Origin of the sequence: Williamsia sp. 1135, from assembly GCF_002095395.1 — a bacterium.
Taxonomy (GTDB): domain Bacteria; phylum Actinomycetota; class Actinomycetes; order Mycobacteriales; family Mycobacteriaceae; genus Williamsia.
This window is the reverse complement of sequence record NZ_MJEI01000107.1, coordinates 268,843-283,486: the sequence shown is the minus strand read 5'-3', so window position 1 is coordinate 283,486 and position 14,644 is coordinate 268,843. Positions and strand designations below refer to the sequence as shown.

General features: G+C 65.5%; 12 protein-coding genes. 2 read left to right on the top strand and 10 right to left on the bottom strand.

Annotation, left to right across the window (positions count from 1 at the left end; genetic code table 11):
- Positions 1 to 7: 7 nt before the first annotated feature.
- Both BFL43_RS27495 and pgl read left to right on the top strand, forming a co-directional pair.
- Positions 8 to 931, top strand: coding sequence for a glucose-6-phosphate dehydrogenase assembly protein OpcA (locus tag BFL43_RS27495; protein ID WP_084896595.1), 924 nt, complete (start codon positions 8 to 10; stop codon positions 929 to 931).
- Positions 928 to 1,671 carry a 6-phosphogluconolactonase gene (pgl, locus tag BFL43_RS27490; RefSeq protein ID WP_084896593.1) on the top strand — a complete coding sequence of 248 codons (744 nt, stop codon included), beginning with the start codon at positions 928 to 930 and terminating at the stop codon, positions 1,669 to 1,671. The genes BFL43_RS27495 and pgl overlap by 4 nt, the downstream gene beginning before the upstream one ends.
- A 9-nt stretch (positions 1,672 to 1,680) precedes the next feature.
- On the opposite strand, the gene BFL43_RS27485 is transcribed toward pgl, so the two are convergent.
- From BFL43_RS27485 to uvrC, 10 genes are all read right to left on the bottom strand, one after another.
- Positions 1,681 to 2,862: an oxygenase MpaB family protein gene (locus BFL43_RS27485; RefSeq protein ID WP_240498540.1), complete on the bottom strand. Its 1,182-nt coding sequence runs from the start codon at positions 2,860 to 2,862 to the stop codon at positions 1,681 to 1,683.
- Positions 2,863 to 3,119: 257 nt separating this feature from the next.
- Entirely contained in the window at positions 3,120 to 5,960 is a 2,841-nt protein-coding gene (gene ppc, locus BFL43_RS27480) for a phosphoenolpyruvate carboxylase (RefSeq protein ID WP_084896591.1), read from the bottom strand.
- A 27-nt stretch (positions 5,961 to 5,987) separates the two neighbouring features.
- Positions 5,988 to 6,221, bottom strand: coding sequence for a preprotein translocase subunit SecG (gene secG / locus BFL43_RS27475; protein ID WP_084836859.1), 234 nt, complete (start codon positions 6,219 to 6,221; stop codon positions 5,988 to 5,990).
- 170 nt (positions 6,222 to 6,391) lie between these two features.
- A complete protein-coding gene (gene tpiA, locus BFL43_RS27470; protein WP_084896589.1) occupies positions 6,392 to 7,180 on the bottom strand; it encodes a triose-phosphate isomerase in 789 nt (262 codons plus the stop codon).
- A 1-nt stretch (position 7,181) separates the two neighbouring features.
- Positions 7,182 to 8,399: a phosphoglycerate kinase gene (locus BFL43_RS27465; RefSeq protein ID WP_084896587.1), complete on the bottom strand. Its 1,218-nt coding sequence runs from the start codon at positions 8,397 to 8,399 to the stop codon at positions 7,182 to 7,184.
- A 55-nt stretch (positions 8,400 to 8,454) separates the two neighbouring features.
- A complete protein-coding gene (gene gap / locus BFL43_RS27460; RefSeq protein ID WP_084836856.1) occupies positions 8,455 to 9,474 on the bottom strand; it encodes a type I glyceraldehyde-3-phosphate dehydrogenase in 1,020 nt (339 codons plus the stop codon).
- Between the two features lie 164 nt (positions 9,475 to 9,638).
- Positions 9,639 to 10,622 carry a DNA-binding protein WhiA gene (gene whiA / locus BFL43_RS27455; RefSeq protein WP_084836855.1) on the bottom strand — a complete coding sequence of 328 codons (984 nt, stop codon included), beginning with the start codon at positions 10,620 to 10,622 and terminating at the stop codon, positions 9,639 to 9,641.
- The gene (gene yvcK / locus BFL43_RS27450; RefSeq protein ID WP_084896585.1) at positions 10,613 to 11,680 is read right to left on the bottom strand and encodes a uridine diphosphate-N-acetylglucosamine-binding protein YvcK; all 1,068 of its coding nucleotides are present in this window, start codon (positions 11,678 to 11,680) and stop codon (positions 10,613 to 10,615) included. The genes whiA and yvcK overlap by 10 nt, the downstream gene beginning before the upstream one ends.
- Positions 11,677 to 12,591, bottom strand: coding sequence for an RNase adapter RapZ (gene rapZ / locus BFL43_RS27445; protein ID WP_084896583.1), 915 nt, complete (start codon positions 12,589 to 12,591; stop codon positions 11,677 to 11,679). Before rapZ ends, yvcK begins: the two co-directional genes overlap by 4 nt.
- Positions 12,588 to 14,615: an excinuclease ABC subunit UvrC gene (gene uvrC / locus BFL43_RS27440; protein WP_084896581.1), complete on the bottom strand. Its 2,028-nt coding sequence runs from the start codon at positions 14,613 to 14,615 to the stop codon at positions 12,588 to 12,590. The genes rapZ and uvrC overlap by 4 nt, the downstream gene beginning before the upstream one ends.
- Positions 14,616 to 14,644 lie beyond the last annotated feature (29 nt).

Genomic DNA, 14,644 nt, shown 5'->3' with positions numbered 1-14,644 from the left:
GCAAGCAATGATCGTCGAACTTCCCGATACGAGTACCACTGCAATCAGCAAGCAGCTCATCAAGATTCGTGACTCCGGTGGCGCGTTCACCTCCGGTCGGGTGCTGACCCTTCTTGTCTGCACCGACGAGGGCGAGCCGACAGAGGGCGCCATCGAAGCCGCCAACGAGGCCAGCCGCGAGCACCCCTGCCGGGTGATCGTCGTCGCGCGCGGCGACCGCAACACACAGTCGCGGCTCGACGCCCAGATCCGGGTCGGTGGCGATGCCGGCGCCTCCGAGGTCGTGGTCCTGCACCTCTACGGCGAGCTCGCCAATCACGGTGAGAGCGTCGTCATCCCGTTCATGCTGCCCGACACGCCGGTGGTGACCTGGTGGCCAGGGCGTGGACCAGACAATCCGGCCGCGGATCCGATCGGGCAACTCGGGACCCGACGCATCACCGACGCCCGCCGCGCAACCGATGTCCCCGCGGAGTTGCAGCAACGCCTGGCCACCTATGCCCCGGGCGACTCCGACATCGCCTGGTCGCGGATCACCGCATGGCGAGCACTGCTGGCATCGGCACTCGATCAACCGCCACACAGTCCGGTCACCGCAGCCGAGATCGAAGGTCCGGCCGACTCCCCCGCAGTCGACCTGCTCGCGGGCTGGCTGCATTCGGTCCTCGATGTCCCGGTGACGCGTTCTGTCGGCAGCTTCAAGGTGACCGTGGACCGTGAGGCCGGTCCGCTCGTGCTGTGCGTCGGCATGAGCAACCAGGCGATCATCTCTATCCCGGGCAAACCCGATGGGCGGGTTGCACTTCCGGGCCGCGAGCTGAGTAACCTACTCGCAGAAGAACTTCGCCGGCTGGACCCCGACGAGATCTACCATCTCGCCCTCCAGGGGGTGGCCGGCATCATTCGCGCAGAAGACAGGGTTCACGCATGACAACACCGGAAATTTTCAGGTCCGCCGACAAGGATTCGCTGGTCGACGCGGTGACCGAACGGTTCATCGACACGATCACGGCGGCTCAGGCAGCCCGCGGCTCCGCATCGGTGGTGCTGACGGGCGGAAGCAATGGCATTACACTGCTCGAGGCCCTGGCAAAGAACTCCGGCGACATCGATTGGTCAGCCGTTGACATCTTCTGGGGGGACGAGCGTTTCGTCGCGGCGGATGATTCCGAACGCAACGCGGGTCAGGCACAGGCCGCGCTGCTCGATCACGTTCCGGTGAAAGCTGATCGGGTCTTCGTGATGGCATCGTCGGACGGCGAGTTCGGTGACGACATCGAGGCGGCCGCCGCCGACTACGCCGAACGCCTGGCTGCCCGGGCAGGCGACGGCGAGACAGTTCCGCAATTCGACCTGCACCTGCTCGGCATGGGCGGCGAAGGCCACATCAACTCGCTGTTCCCGCACTCGGACGCGACCGGCGAGAGTCGGGCTTCCGTGGTGGCCGTGACGAACTCGCCGAAACCGCCACCGAAGCGGATCACCCTCACCCTGCCTGCCATCGCGCGTTCACGCGAGGTCTGGTTCTTGGTATCGGGTGCGGAAAAGGCAGAAGCCGTCGCAGCAGGCGTGGCCGGTGCCGACTTCATGGACTGGCCGTGTGCCGGTGCGCACGGTACCGAGGCCACGGTGTGGTTTGTCGATCCGGCGGCCGCGTCGAATCTGCCCTGACCGGCTGCGTCAGCGGCGTAGTCCGCGACCTGTCTCGAAAGTCGCCTCACGTCCTTCCATCTGGGCGGCATGCCAGTTCTCGCGATGCCTTCGCATGAGTCGTTCGTGAACACGTGCGATCGGTGGGCACACCCGACGTGCGGTCTCGACGATCGTCATCAGTGGCAGCCTCAGCACGATCCACACGATGGCGGGAAAAGGGCTGGGCATGTCGTACTTGCGTCTCGTCCACGGCATCATGAACAGCGCCGAATACGCCGCACAGATCCGTGAATTGTAGAGTTCACGGATCCGGCGTAGACCGGTGTGACCGTCCCTGGGGGCGAAGGCCGCGGGGAACGACTCGATCAGTTCTGCGCCGTGCGGTCCCGAATCGTAGCTTCGGGTGGTGTTGACCAGTGCCAGCAGTCGCAACGAATCGGCGATCGAGTCCGGGTACCACTGCGTGCGGACCCCGAGCAGATGTCCGAGGTAGCGCTGGTAATGCAGTAGGACCCGGATCTCCCGTGGCGAGGTCTGGACCCCGACCATCCACAGCGCCATCGCAGGCACCACACTGCCGCCGAGCAGGGTGAGCAACTGGTATGACTGACTGATCGGCAGACCCCAACGCGCGGAGTCCCATTCGGGATGTTCGGCGACCGTGCGGCGGACCCAGACGTGCATGACCCGAACCCGCATGGCGGTGGCCCGACCGGCTGACCCGGGTGTCAGGAGGGCATCGGGCTCGGACACGTCGATCCAGAAGCGGGCGGTCTCCAGGAACCGCCGCAGGGCGTTGTCACCGGCGTAACCACCTGCGAGCGACAGCGGGGTGGCGACCGCTGCCTCGGTGTACATCTCGAGGGTGATTCCGCCCGCCACGCTGAACAACGATGTCCCCCAGCGCCTCCAGATGGCCTCACCTTCGGCTATCTGTACCGGGTCGACCCAGTCGGGAACGGTCTCGAACTCCTCGAAGAGCGCCACCATTGCGGGCGGCGGATTCTCGATCGAGTCGAGCCCTTCGGTCAACGCCTTGTCGAGTAGTGCGCGGGCCGCCTCGCCGCCGAGTTCGCCGTAGACCTCGTCCACGAATCGTTCTGCAACGGGGTCCGTGGTGAACATCTCCGCGGCAAAGGTGCGGATGTGCTTCTCCGCCGGAAAGAGGTCCTTGCCCGTCAGTCGCTGTGCCACCCGACGTGCGCGCATCACCGCCTTGCTGTTCACCGCGTCTGCGTACCGGACGGCCTCGGGGAACTGCGGTTCGAGCTGCCGACGAATCGGCGTTGGTGTGGACACCCAGACTCCTGTTCGGTTCCAGTGAGACGAAAATGGAGAACCGTCTCGCAGAACTCGAACATACCTCATCACGGCCCGGTTGCCATCCCCGCACAAAAACACACCGTTCGGTCACATGCACCCGTTGCAACAGGTGCATGTGACCGAACGGTGTGCTTCTGTGTCGACTACCCGCTGTTGCGTAGTGCCGTTGCGAGTCCGTTCATGGTGAGCTGGATACCGCGACGCACCAGATCCGAATCGTCCCCACCGCGGTAGCGGCGTAGCAACTCGACCTGCAGGTGATTCAACGGCTCGAGATACGGGAAGCGGTTGAAGACCGAGCGCTTGAGCGCCGCGTTGTCGGCAAGGAGATCATCGGTTCCCGTGATCTTGAAGTACATCGAGGTCGTGCGATCGTGCTCGGCGGTGATCATCCCGAAAACCTTCTCGCGCAACGCCTCGTCGGGAACGAGACGCGAATAGCGCTCAGCGAGGCCGAGGTCGGACTTCGCCATCACCTGCGCCATGTTGGACATGACGGTGCGGAAGAACGGCCACCTGTTGTAATAGTCGGTCAAGGTCGCGAGCCGGTCGTCGTCGCCGTCGACCCATTGCTCGAAAGCCGCGCCGGTGCCGTACCAGCCCGGCAACATGACCCGGGCCTGCGACCAGGACAAGACCCAGGGGATCGCCCGCAGATCCGAGATCTTCTCTGTTTGCTTACGCGAGGCGGGGCGGCTGCCGATGTTGAGCGACCCGATCTCCGACAACGGAGTGGAGTTCACGAAGTACTCGACGAATCCCGGCGTCTCATGCACCAGTTCGCTGTAAGCCGCACGCGCCAGTGCGGCGAGTTCGTCGAGCACGGTGTAGGCCGCCTCGGCCTCGGCACCGAGGCCCTCCGTGTCCAGCAACGACGACTCGATGGTCGCCGCGAGAAGGGTTTCCAGGTTCCGCCGTGCGACCACCGGTTCTGCATACTTGGCTGCGATGACCTCGCCCTGCTCGGTGATCCGCAGCGAACCCTGAACGGCGCCCGGAGGCTGCGCCAGGATCGCGTCGTAACTCGGGCCGCCACCGCGACCGACCGTTCCGCCGCGACCATGGAACAGTCGCAACCGGATGCCGGCTTTCTTGGCGGCGTCGACGAGATCCAGCTCAGCCCTGTACAGCGCCCAGTTCGCCGCCAGGTACCCGCCGTCCTTGTTGGAATCGGAATACCCGAGCATGACCTCCTGGATCCCCTCCTGCGCGTCGATGAGCGAACGGTAGAGGGGGATGTCGAGGGCGGCGAGCAGTGTCGCAGCGCCCTGCTGCAGATCCTCGATGGTCTCGAACAACGGCACCACTCTCACCGACGAACTCGGTGCGGTGTCCGACGACCCAGGATCGAACAGGCCCGCCTCCTTCAGCAGCACCATCGCCTCGAAGAGGTCGCTCACGGATGTGCACATACTGATGATGTAGTTGGGGACCGCCTGCGGTCCGTACGCCGCGACCGCCGCCGCCGCGGCGCGAACGATGTCGAGTTCCTTGTGCGCGAGGTCGGAGAGGTCGGCCCCCGGCCCGGTCAGCGGGCGTCTGTTGCTCAATTCGGCGGTGAGCAACTCCACTCGCTCGGCCTCCCCCAGCGAGAGGTAGTCCGAGTGCACACCGGCCCAGGCCAGCAACTCCGCAACCACTTCTTCGTGGGTCTCGGAGTTCTGGCGCATGTCCAGACCGGAAAGGTGGAACCCGAATGCCCGCACGGCCTCTCGGAGGGTCAGCAGCCGATCGTCGGCGAGTTCGTCGTCGCCGTTCGAGCGCAGGGACTCGTCGATCACATCGAGATCTGCGAGGAACTCGGTGGCGTCGGTGTAGGTCGCCGCGCCATCTTTCGGGTATCCCCCGTCGTTGACCGCGACAAATCTGTCCCCGAACAATTCGCCTGCGGTCGCCGCCAGTCGCGCCCGGATGGCGCGCAGCGCCTGCCGGTACGGCTCGTCACCCTCGGTCTCACCGCGTTGCACACCGCCGAGCGCGAACACTTCGTCGCCGACCTCGGTCAGTCGCGACGTCAGGCTGAGTTCTTGCGCCAGTGTCGCCAGTTCGGAGAGATGGTGTGAGACCGCGGTTTCCGCCGCCCGCCTGGTTGCCATGCCGACTATCTCACCGGTCACAAACGGATTGCCGTCCCGGTCCCCGCCGATCCACGAGCCCATCCGCAGCATGGGATCGTCGGCGATGCCGGCAGCCGGGTAGTGCTCCTGGAGCCAGGCCCGGAGCTCGGCGTTGACGCGTGGGATCACCTCGAAGAACCCGGCGTCGTAGTAGCGGAGTCCCACCTCGATCTCGTCTTGGATCTGGAGGCGCTCGAGACGGATCAGCGCGGTCTCCCAGAGCGTGAGCACCTGCCGGTTCAGCGCTTTGTCGACCTCGTTTCGTTCGGCGGGCGTCAATTCCGTGCGCCCGGCGAACCGCATCAGGTCGGTGATCCGACGCTGCACCTCGAACACCGTTCGGCGCCGGGTCTCGGTGGGATGTGCGGTGATCACCGGGACCACAGTGGCGTCGGAGAGAGCCGCGCCGACCTGCTCGTCGCGCAGACCCGCAGCTGCAAGTTTGGCGTATGTGGCCGCGAGCGTGGAGTCCTGCGGCGGGTCGCCCGCGCGGACGTGGATCGCGCGGCGCCGTTCTCTGTGGATGTCTTCGGCGAGGTTCGCGAGCAGAGCGAAATGGCTGAATGCCCGGATCACCGAGATGGCCTCGGAGATGTCGATGTCGCGGAACAGGCTCTCGAGTTCGGTGCGATCGATCTCAGAACGACGGATCCGGAAGGATTCGACCCTGGCCTTCTCGACGAGTTCGAAGGTGTCCTCGCCGGCGTGTTTGCGGACGATCTGTCCGAGGATGCCGCCCAGCAGACGAATGTCCTCGCGTAGCGGTTCGGTCAGTTGTCTGTCGGTGCTGCCGGCTTCCGGACGGGGCACAGCGGGGCGCTTGTCAGTCACCCGCTCAGTATCTATGCCAGCCCGGTGCCGGCGCATCTCGACAATCGACGTTGGTCGAAGGTGTTACGAGAGCTTGATGTCCAGGCCGATACCGAGGATGAAGATGGTCCAGATCACGCCGACGAAGACTGTCAGTCGGTCGAGGTTGCGCTCGACGACACTCGAACCGGACAGACTGGACTGCACGCCGCCGCCGAACAGCGACGACAGGCCGCCGCCCTTGCCGCGGTGAAGCAGCACCAAGACGATCAGCAACACGCTGGTGACCACGAGTCCGATGTCCAGGGCAAGCTTCACGTGTCGTTTCCTATCATAAGTTTTGTTCGAACGGCCGATCTACCACTGTACCGGCCGCACCGGAAACCCGGAAATATGGTCGAGCTTCGCTTCGCTTTGTCTCCGAAATGGTGGCTTTTGGTGAGCGTGACCTGCGGTTTTGCTCGCCAAAAGCCACCAAAATCGGGAGATCAGGGCAGCGGTCCGCCGGCGGCGATGGCCGACAGGGTGGCGAACTCGTCCGACTTGAGTGAGGCACCGCCGACGAGCGCGCCGTCGACGTCGGTCTGGCCGACGATCTCGCCCACGTTCTTGGCGTTGACCGAACCGCCATAGAGCACGCGCACCGAATCGGCGATCTTCTGATCGGCGAGTTCGGCGAGTGTCGTACGCAGAGCTGCACACACCTCCTGCGCATCGGAGGCACTGGCGACGCGGCCGGTGCCGATGGCCCAGACCGGCTCGTAGGCGATGACGACCTTGGAGATCTCGTCAGCGCTCAATCCGGCGAGGGACCCCTTGAGTTGCGCGATGTTGTAGGCGACGTGATCGCCCGCCTCACGGATCTCCAGCCCCTCACCGACACATACGATCGGCGTCAACTCGTACTTCAGTGCGGCCTTGGTCTTGGCCAGCACCACGTCGTCGGTCTCGGCGTGCAGGGTGCGACGCTCGGAATGCCCTACGACGACGAACGTGCAGCCGAGCTTCGCGAGGAACGCCCCGCTGATCTCCCCGGTGTACGCACCGGAATCGTGCGCCGAAAGATCCTGTGCGCCGTAGGTGAGCAGCAGCTTGTCACCGTCCACGACGGTCTGCACGCTGCGGATGTCCGTGAACGGTGGGATCACCGTGACGTCGACCTTGTCGAAGTATTTGGTGGGCAACGCAAATGCGATCTTCTGCACCAGACCGATGGCCTCGAGGTGGTTCAGGTTCATCTTCCAGTTGCCCGCGATCAGCGGTTTACGGGTGGCCATCTCAGCTCTCCAATACCTTCAGTCCGGGAAGTTCTTTGCCCTCGAGGTACTCGAGGGAGGCTCCGCCACCGGTGGAGATGTGAGAGAAACCATCCTCGGGCAGACCGAGTGTGCGCACGGCCGCGGCACTGTCGCCGCCGCCGACCACCGAGAAAGCGCCACCCTCGGTGGCGCCGATGATCGCTTCGGCCAAGCCCTTCGTACCGGCAGCGAACTTCTCGAACTCGAAGACGCCGGCCGGACCGTTCCAGAACACGGTCTTCGCCTCACCGAGCACGGCCGCGAATCGCTTCACCGCTTCCGGCCCGATGTCGAGACCCATCCAACCGTCAGGGATCTCCGCGGACGACACCACCTTCGCCTCGGCATCAGCGGCGAACTTGTCGGCCACCACAACATCGATCGGCAGGTGGATGACGTCGCCGAACCGCTCGAGCAGAGATTTGCAGGTCTCGATCTGATCTTCCTGCAGCAGCGACGAACCCACCGACAAGCCGTTGGCCGCCAGGAACGTGAACGCCATCCCGCCGCCGATGACCAGGGTGTCGACCTTCGGCGCCAGCGCCTCGATGACACCGATCTTGTCGGAGACCTTGGAACCACCGAGCACCACTGCGTATGGGCGTGCCGTATCCGTGGTGAGCTTCGCGAGAACCTCGACCTCGGCCGCGACCAGGCCACCGGCGTAGTGCGGCAAAAGCTTTGCCACGTCGTACACCGACGCCTGCTCGCGGTGGACCACCCCGAACCCATCCGAGACGAACGCGCCTTCGTCACCGGTCAGTTCCACCAGCGCCTTGGCCAGCTTCTCCCGCTCGGCCGCGTCCTTGGAGGTCTCGCGCGGATCGAACCGCACGTTCTCCACCATCATCACGTCACCGTCGGTCAGACCCTCCGAGCGCGCAAGGGCGTCGCCGCCCACCACGTCGGTGGCCAGCTGGACGTTGCGGCCCAGCTCGGCACCGAGCCGCTCAGCGACCGGGGCCAGTGAGAAGGCCGGATCCGGAGCGCCTTTCGGACGTCCCAGATGCGCGGTCACGATGACCTTCGCGCCTGCATCGGACAGCGTCTTGATGGTGGGCACCGAGGCCAGGATGCGGCCTGCGTCGGTGATGGTGGAGCCGTCCAGCGGAACGTTGAGGTCGGATCGGACCAGAACGGTCCGTCCTTCCACTCCGGTCGCGAGCAGATCAGCGAGGGTGGGTACCGAGGTGGTCATCAGGCGCGTCGTCTCCCGGCGCTCGAAGGGTCAGGGTCTACTCGAACTGGTTGTGTTACAGCGACTTTCCAACGAGACCGGTGAGGTCGACGAGGCGGTTGGAGTAGCCCCATTCGTTGTCGTACCAGGACACGATCTTGACCTGCTCGTCGATGACCTTGGTCAGCGGCGCATCGAAGATCGAGGAGTGGGGGTCGGTGACGATGTCCGAGGACACGATCGGTGCGGTGCTGTACTTCAGGATGCCCTTGAGGGGTCCCTCGGCTGCGGCCTTCATGGCGTCGTTGATCTCGTCGACGGTCGCCTTCTTCTTCAGGATGGCGGTGAGGTCGGTGACCGAGCCGGTCGGGATGGGCACGCGCAGCGCGTAACCGTCGAGCTTGCCGAGAAGCTGCGGGAGCACCAGGCCGATGGCCTTCGCGGCACCGGTTCCGGTGGGCACCACGTTGAGGGCGGCGGCGCGGGCGCGACGCAGGTCACTGTGCGGTCCGTCCTGCAGGTTCTGATCCTGGGTGTAGGCGTGGATCGTGGTCATCAGACCCGAGACGATGCCGAACTCGTCATCGAGGACCTTGGCGACCGGTCCGAGGCAGTTCGTGGTGCATGACGCGTTGGAGATGATGTTCTGGCTGCCGTCGTACTTGTCGTCGTTGACGCCGAGCACGATGGTGATGTCCTCACCCTTGGCGGGCGCGGAGATGATGACCTTCTTGGCGCCGGCGTCGAGGTGGCCCTTGGCCTTGGCGGCATCGGTGAAGATACCGGTCGACTCGACGACGATGTCGACTCCCAGGTCGCCCCAGGGCAGCTCGGAGAGCGGGCCGCGATGTGCGAGAGCCTTGATCTTGCGGTCTCCGACGACGATCGTGTCGTCACCTTCGAGCGAGACATCCTGCGGCAGCCGACCGAGGATGGAGTCGTACTTGAGCAGATGTGCCAGGCTCGCGTTGTCCGTGAGGTCGTTGACCGCGACGATCTCGATGTCAGTGGTGCCGAGCGCCTTCTGCGCTTCGATGGCACGGAAGAAGTTACGGCCGATCCGGCCGAATCCGTTTACGCCTACACGAACGGTCACTATGAGCTCCTTAGCTGTGGATGTGCTGGGCCATCGTGTGGCCCGTCTGCGGCAGTGATCAGCCTAGTCGTCGGCCTCGGACCAGGCACGCCCGGTCCGACTCCGTGGCCTGACCCCACCCGTCGATGTTGCGACAAGCCGGGGAGCGACATCGCCCTCGAACGTCAGTCGTCGTCGAGCAGATCGGCGGTGACCGCCGATTCCGTGTCGGGGATCCCGTCGGTTCGCGCCTTCTTGTCGGCCATCGAGAGCAGCCGGCGGATTCGCCCGGCGACAGCGTCTTTGGTCATCGGCGGGTCAGCGAGCTGGCCGAGTTCCTCCAGAGAGGCCTGCCTGTGTGTGATCCGCAACTGGCCTGCCGTGATCAGGTGGTCCGGGACCTGGTCGCCCAGGATCTCCAGCGCGCGCTCGACTCGTGCGGCGGCCGCGACCGCGGCTCGGGCCGACCTGCGCAGGTTTGCGTCGTCGAAGTTGGCCAGCCGATTCGCCGTCGCCCGGACCTCACGGCGCATGCGTCGCTCTTCCCAGGTGAGCCTGGTGTCCTGAGCGCCCATCCGGGTGAGCAAGGCGCCGATGGCCTCACCGTCGCGGATGACCACGCGGTCCGCCCCGCGGACCTCACGAGCTTTGGCCGTGACGCCCAGCCGGCGGGCTGCGCCGACCAGGGCCAACGCGGCCTCCGGACCGGGGCAGCTGACCTCCAGCGCCGAGGACCGTCCGGGCTCTGTCAGCGACCCGTGTGCGAGAAACGCGCCCCGCCAGGCAGCTTCGGCGTCACCGACGCTGCCGCCGACGACCTGCGCGGGCAACCCGCGCACGGGACGACCACGCATGTCGAGCAGACCCGTCTGCCGCGCCAGCGCTTCGCCGTCCTTGGTGACGCGGACGATGTACCGCGCGCTCTTGCGGATGCCGCCCGCACTGAGCACGTGTACCTCGGAGTTGTAGCCGTACAACTCGAAGATCTCCCGACGCAGCCGGCGGGCGACGTTGCCGAGGTCGACCTCGGCTTCGACCACGACCCGGCCTGCGACGATGTGCAGCCCACCCGCGAACCGGAGCAACGCCGACACCTCTGCCTTGCGGCTGCTCACCTGGGTCACCGCCAGACGACTCAGTTCGTCTTTGACCGCGGATGTCATCGCCACTCGACGTCGTCCCCTTCATTGGATGTTTCAGATGCAGATTGCCCGACTGTCGATCGGTAACTTGAGGCTTTACTATCGCACAGCCTTCCGATCAGGGCGGCGACCCTTCCCGGGTCGTGGGTGTGCGTCCCGGGAACGGCGAGCTCACCATCGTGCAGGGTGGCCCCGAACTGCGCAGCGGCCCGTTCGACGTGCTCGCGCTCACGTCCGACGGGAACCGAACCCGAGTCGACGACGACGTGGTCCACCCGGAAATCGTCAGCGTGGGCAAAGAGCACATGAAGATGGCGCTCCACCGAAAACCCTGCTGTCTCACCAGGTTCGGGAGCAAGATTGACGATGAGGATCTTGCGGGCCCTGGTACGTTTGAGGGCCGCCAACTGCGCCGGGACGAGCACATGTGGGATCACACTCGAGAACCACGAGCCCGGGCCGAGCACCACCACGTCGGCGTTGTCGATCGCGTCGACGGCCTGCGCGCACGCGGGCGGATCGTCCGGTGACAAGCGGACACGACGCACCTTTCCCGGGGTCGTCGCAACCGCGACCTGCCCACGGATCGGTCTGCTGATCCGCGGATCCGCCTCGAGCCCCGAGACGTCCGCCTCGATCGTCAGAGCCGTCGCGGACATGGGCAGGACTCGCCCCCGCACCCCGAACAGCGCGGTGATCATCTCGAGCGCTTCGACAGCGTCGCCGGTGACCTCGGTCAGCCCCGCCAGCAACAGGTTGCCCACAGGATGCCCCGCGAGCGCACCCTGACCGCCGAAACGGTGTTGCAGCAAGGTCGCCCACTCCCGCGGGGGACGCGAACCCGGGCCGGTCGCGGACCTCTCCGGATCGGGATCGGTGGCCGACAGCAGAGCCGCGATCGCCATCCGCAGATCACCGGGTGGGAGGATGCCCAACTCCGCTCGCAGTCGCCCGGACGAGCCCCCGTCATCGGCGACGGTGACGATGGCTGTGACGTCATCGCTCAGCCGGCGCATCGCGGTCAGCGTCGCGTAGAGACCGTGTCCACCTCCGAGGGCGACGATCGCCGGATCGGTGCCACTCATTCGCGCCCCAGATCGCGATGGGCCACGCGCACAGAGAAGGCGTCTGAGTCGGGACCGGTGCGCGAGAGCCGGGCCGCCAGTTCTTCACTCATCGCGACACTGCGGTGCTTTCCGCCGGTACAGCCGATGGCCACCGTCATGTAGCGCTTGCCCTCCCGGCGGTACCCGGCACCGACCAGTCGGAGAATCTGCTCGTACTTGTCGAGGAACTCCCCTGCCCCCTCTTGCCCGAGCACGTAGTCCCGGACCGGTTCCTCGAGACCGTCGTGGTCCCGCAGTTCCGGGATCCAGTAGGGATTGGGCAGGAACCGGACGTCGGCCACCATGTCCGCATCGATCGGGAGTCCGTACTTGAAACCGAACGACTCCACCACGACACTCACGTCGGCAACGGAGGCACTGGCATAGGCGCCCTCGATGATCACCCGGAGCCGCTGAACCGAGAGCCCGGAGGTGTCGACGACGAGGTCGGCGCGTTCCTTGACCGCCGCGAGCATCGTCCTCTCGGCGGCTATCGCCGAGATCAGAGTCCCGTTGCCCTGCAACGGGTGACGCCGGCGCACCTGCTCGAAGCGCTGCACCAGAACCTGTTCCGAGGCCTCGATGAACACCACCTTGGGGTGAATGCCGGCCGCGTCGAGTTCTGTGCGCAGCACATCGAGGGCGGCGGCGTAGGAGTCCCCCTGGATGCGCATCACCAGAGCCAACCGGGAGATCGTCGAATTCTCCTTGCGGGCCACATCGACCATCGAACCGATGAGGGTATGCGGGACGTTGTCGGCCACATACCACCCGGCGTCCTCGAGCAGGTTCGCCACGGTGCTGCTGCCCGCCCCGGAAAGTCCGGTGACCAACAACACCTCTGGCCGTCCGGCGCCCGCGCGCTCCGCGCCGGCCTGGGTTTCGCTCACCTGGTGGGTCCCGTCTTCTCGCTGTCCTGATTATGTTCGACAAGTGCCTCCTGTACCGCTTTTGCGGTCATTTGCCCGATTCCCGGCACCTCCGCGATCTGCTCGATGGTCGCCTGCCGCAAGTTCGCGACCGAACCGAAATGCGCGACAAGCGCGGACCTGCGGGTACTGCCCAGTCCCGGGACCCCGTCGAGCGCCGAGGCGGTCATCCGCTTACTGCGCTTGCTGCGGTGAAAACTGATCGCGAAACGATGCGCTTCGTCCCGCACACGCTGCAGCAGGAACAACGCCTCGCTGGTGCGAGGAAAGATGACCGGGTCATCGTCGCCGGGTACCCAGACTTCTTCTAGCCGCTTCGCCAGCCCGACGACCGCGACATCGGTGATGTTGAGCTCGTCGAGGACCGCTGCAGCAGCGTGCACCTGCGGGGCGCCGCCGTCGACCACGAACAGGTTCGGCGGATAGGCGAACTTCCGCGGCCTACCCGTTTTCGGGTCGATCGCCGCTTCGGGCGCGAGGTCTCCCCCGCTCGCGTCGGCGAGGGGCGGCGGGATCACCACGGCCGAGCTTTCTGCGAGGTCCGCGCGGTGCCGTAGGAACCGGCGACGGGTGACCTCGGCGATGGACGCGACGTCGTCAGAGTGGCCGTCACCGGCGGCCTCCCGGATCGCGTAGTGCCGGTAGTCGGACTTGCGGGGCAACCCGTCCTCGAACACGACCAGCGAGGCGACGACATCGGTGCCCTGTACATGGGAGATGTCGATGCACTCGATACGCAACGGTGCGGTGTCGAGGCCGAGGGTGTCCTGGATCTCGGTCAAGGCCGCCGACCGGGTCGTGAGATCTCCGGCCCGCTTGAGCTTGTGTTGCGCGAGCGCGCCGGACGCATTCCGTGCAACCGTCTCCATCAGCGACTTCTTGTCGCCGCGTTGCGGGATCCGTAGATCGACATTGCTCCCGCGCAGACCCGAAAGCCATTCGCGCACTTCGCCGACGTTCGGGGGTAACGCCTGGACGAGAACCTCACGCGGAACCGGGTCCGACGACGCGTGACCGTCCTCCATCGACACGGACGCGGCCTGCTCCACCTGCTCGCCGTAGAACTGGGTCAGGAACTGCCCCACCTGATCGGCCATGTCGTCATCGCCCGACTTCTCGACGATCCAGCCCCGTTGACCCAGAACGCGACCACCGCGCACGTGGAAGACCTGGACAGAGACCTCGAGATCGTCCCCATCCATTGCGACGAGGTCGGCGTCGGTCCCGTCGCCGAGCACCACCGATTGCCGCTCCAGCGCCCTTCGTAGCGCCCCGATGTCGTCGCGGAGACGAGCCGCGCGCTCGAAGTCGAGGGCAGTGGATGCCTTCTCCATCTGAGACTGCAGATTGTTGATCATCCGGTCGGTGCGCCCGGCGAGGAAATCACAGAAGTCTTCGACGATGACCCGGTGTTCCTCGGCGCTGACGCGGCCGATACACGGCGCCGCGCACTTGTCGATGTACCCGAGCAGACATGGCCGGTCAATTTGCCTGTGCCGCTTAAAAACACCGTTGGAACATGTGCGGGCCGGGAATACCCTGGTCAACAGATCGAGCGTCTCCCGGATGGCCCAGGCATGCGCGTACGGACCGAAATACCGGACACCCTTGCGCCGTGGACCGCGATAGACGAACAACCGGGGATACTCCTCGGCCATCGTGACCGCGAGCATCGGGTAACTCTTGTCGTCGCGATACCGGACATTGAAACGTGGATCGAACTCCTTGATCCAGTTGTACTCGAGCTGCAACGCCTCGACCTCGGTCGAGACCACCGTCCACTCGACCGACGCCGCCGTCGTCACCATCTGCCGCGTCCGCGGATGCAGCGACGTCAGATCGGCGAAATACGACGTCAGCCGCGATCGCAGACTCTTCGCCTTCCCGACGTAGATCACCCGCCGATGGACGTCCCTGAACTTGTAGACGCCGGGCTCGGTGGGAATGCTCCCCGGAGCCGGGCGGTACGTCGACGGGTCAGCCACATTTTCCAGGCTAGTACCCCGCAACGACA

Excerpts from the sequence above, each read along its gene's own strand:
- BFL43_RS27495 (WP_084896595.1), top strand. The coding sequence starts at position 8 with ATGATCGTCGAACTTCCCGATACGAGTACCACTGCAATCAGCAAGCAG.
- pgl (WP_084896593.1), top strand. The coding sequence starts at position 928 with ATGACAACACCGGAAATTTTCAGGTCCGCCGACAAGGATTCGCTGGTC.
- BFL43_RS27485 (WP_240498540.1), bottom strand. The coding sequence starts at position 2,862 with ATGCGCGCACGTCGGGTGGCACAGCGACTGACGGGCAAGGACCTCTTT.
- ppc (WP_084896591.1), bottom strand. The coding sequence starts at position 5,960 with ATGCGCCGGCACCGGGCTGGCATAGATACTGAGCGGGTGACTGACAAG.
- tpiA (WP_084896589.1), bottom strand. The coding sequence starts at position 7,180 with ATGGCCACCCGTAAACCGCTGATCGCGGGCAACTGGAAGATGAACCTG.
- BFL43_RS27465 (WP_084896587.1), bottom strand. The coding sequence starts at position 8,399 with ATGACCACCTCGGTACCCACCCTCGCTGATCTGCTCGCGACCGGAGTG.
- yvcK (WP_084896585.1), bottom strand. The coding sequence starts at position 11,680 with ATGAGTGGCACCGATCCGGCGATCGTCGCCCTCGGAGGTGGACACGGT.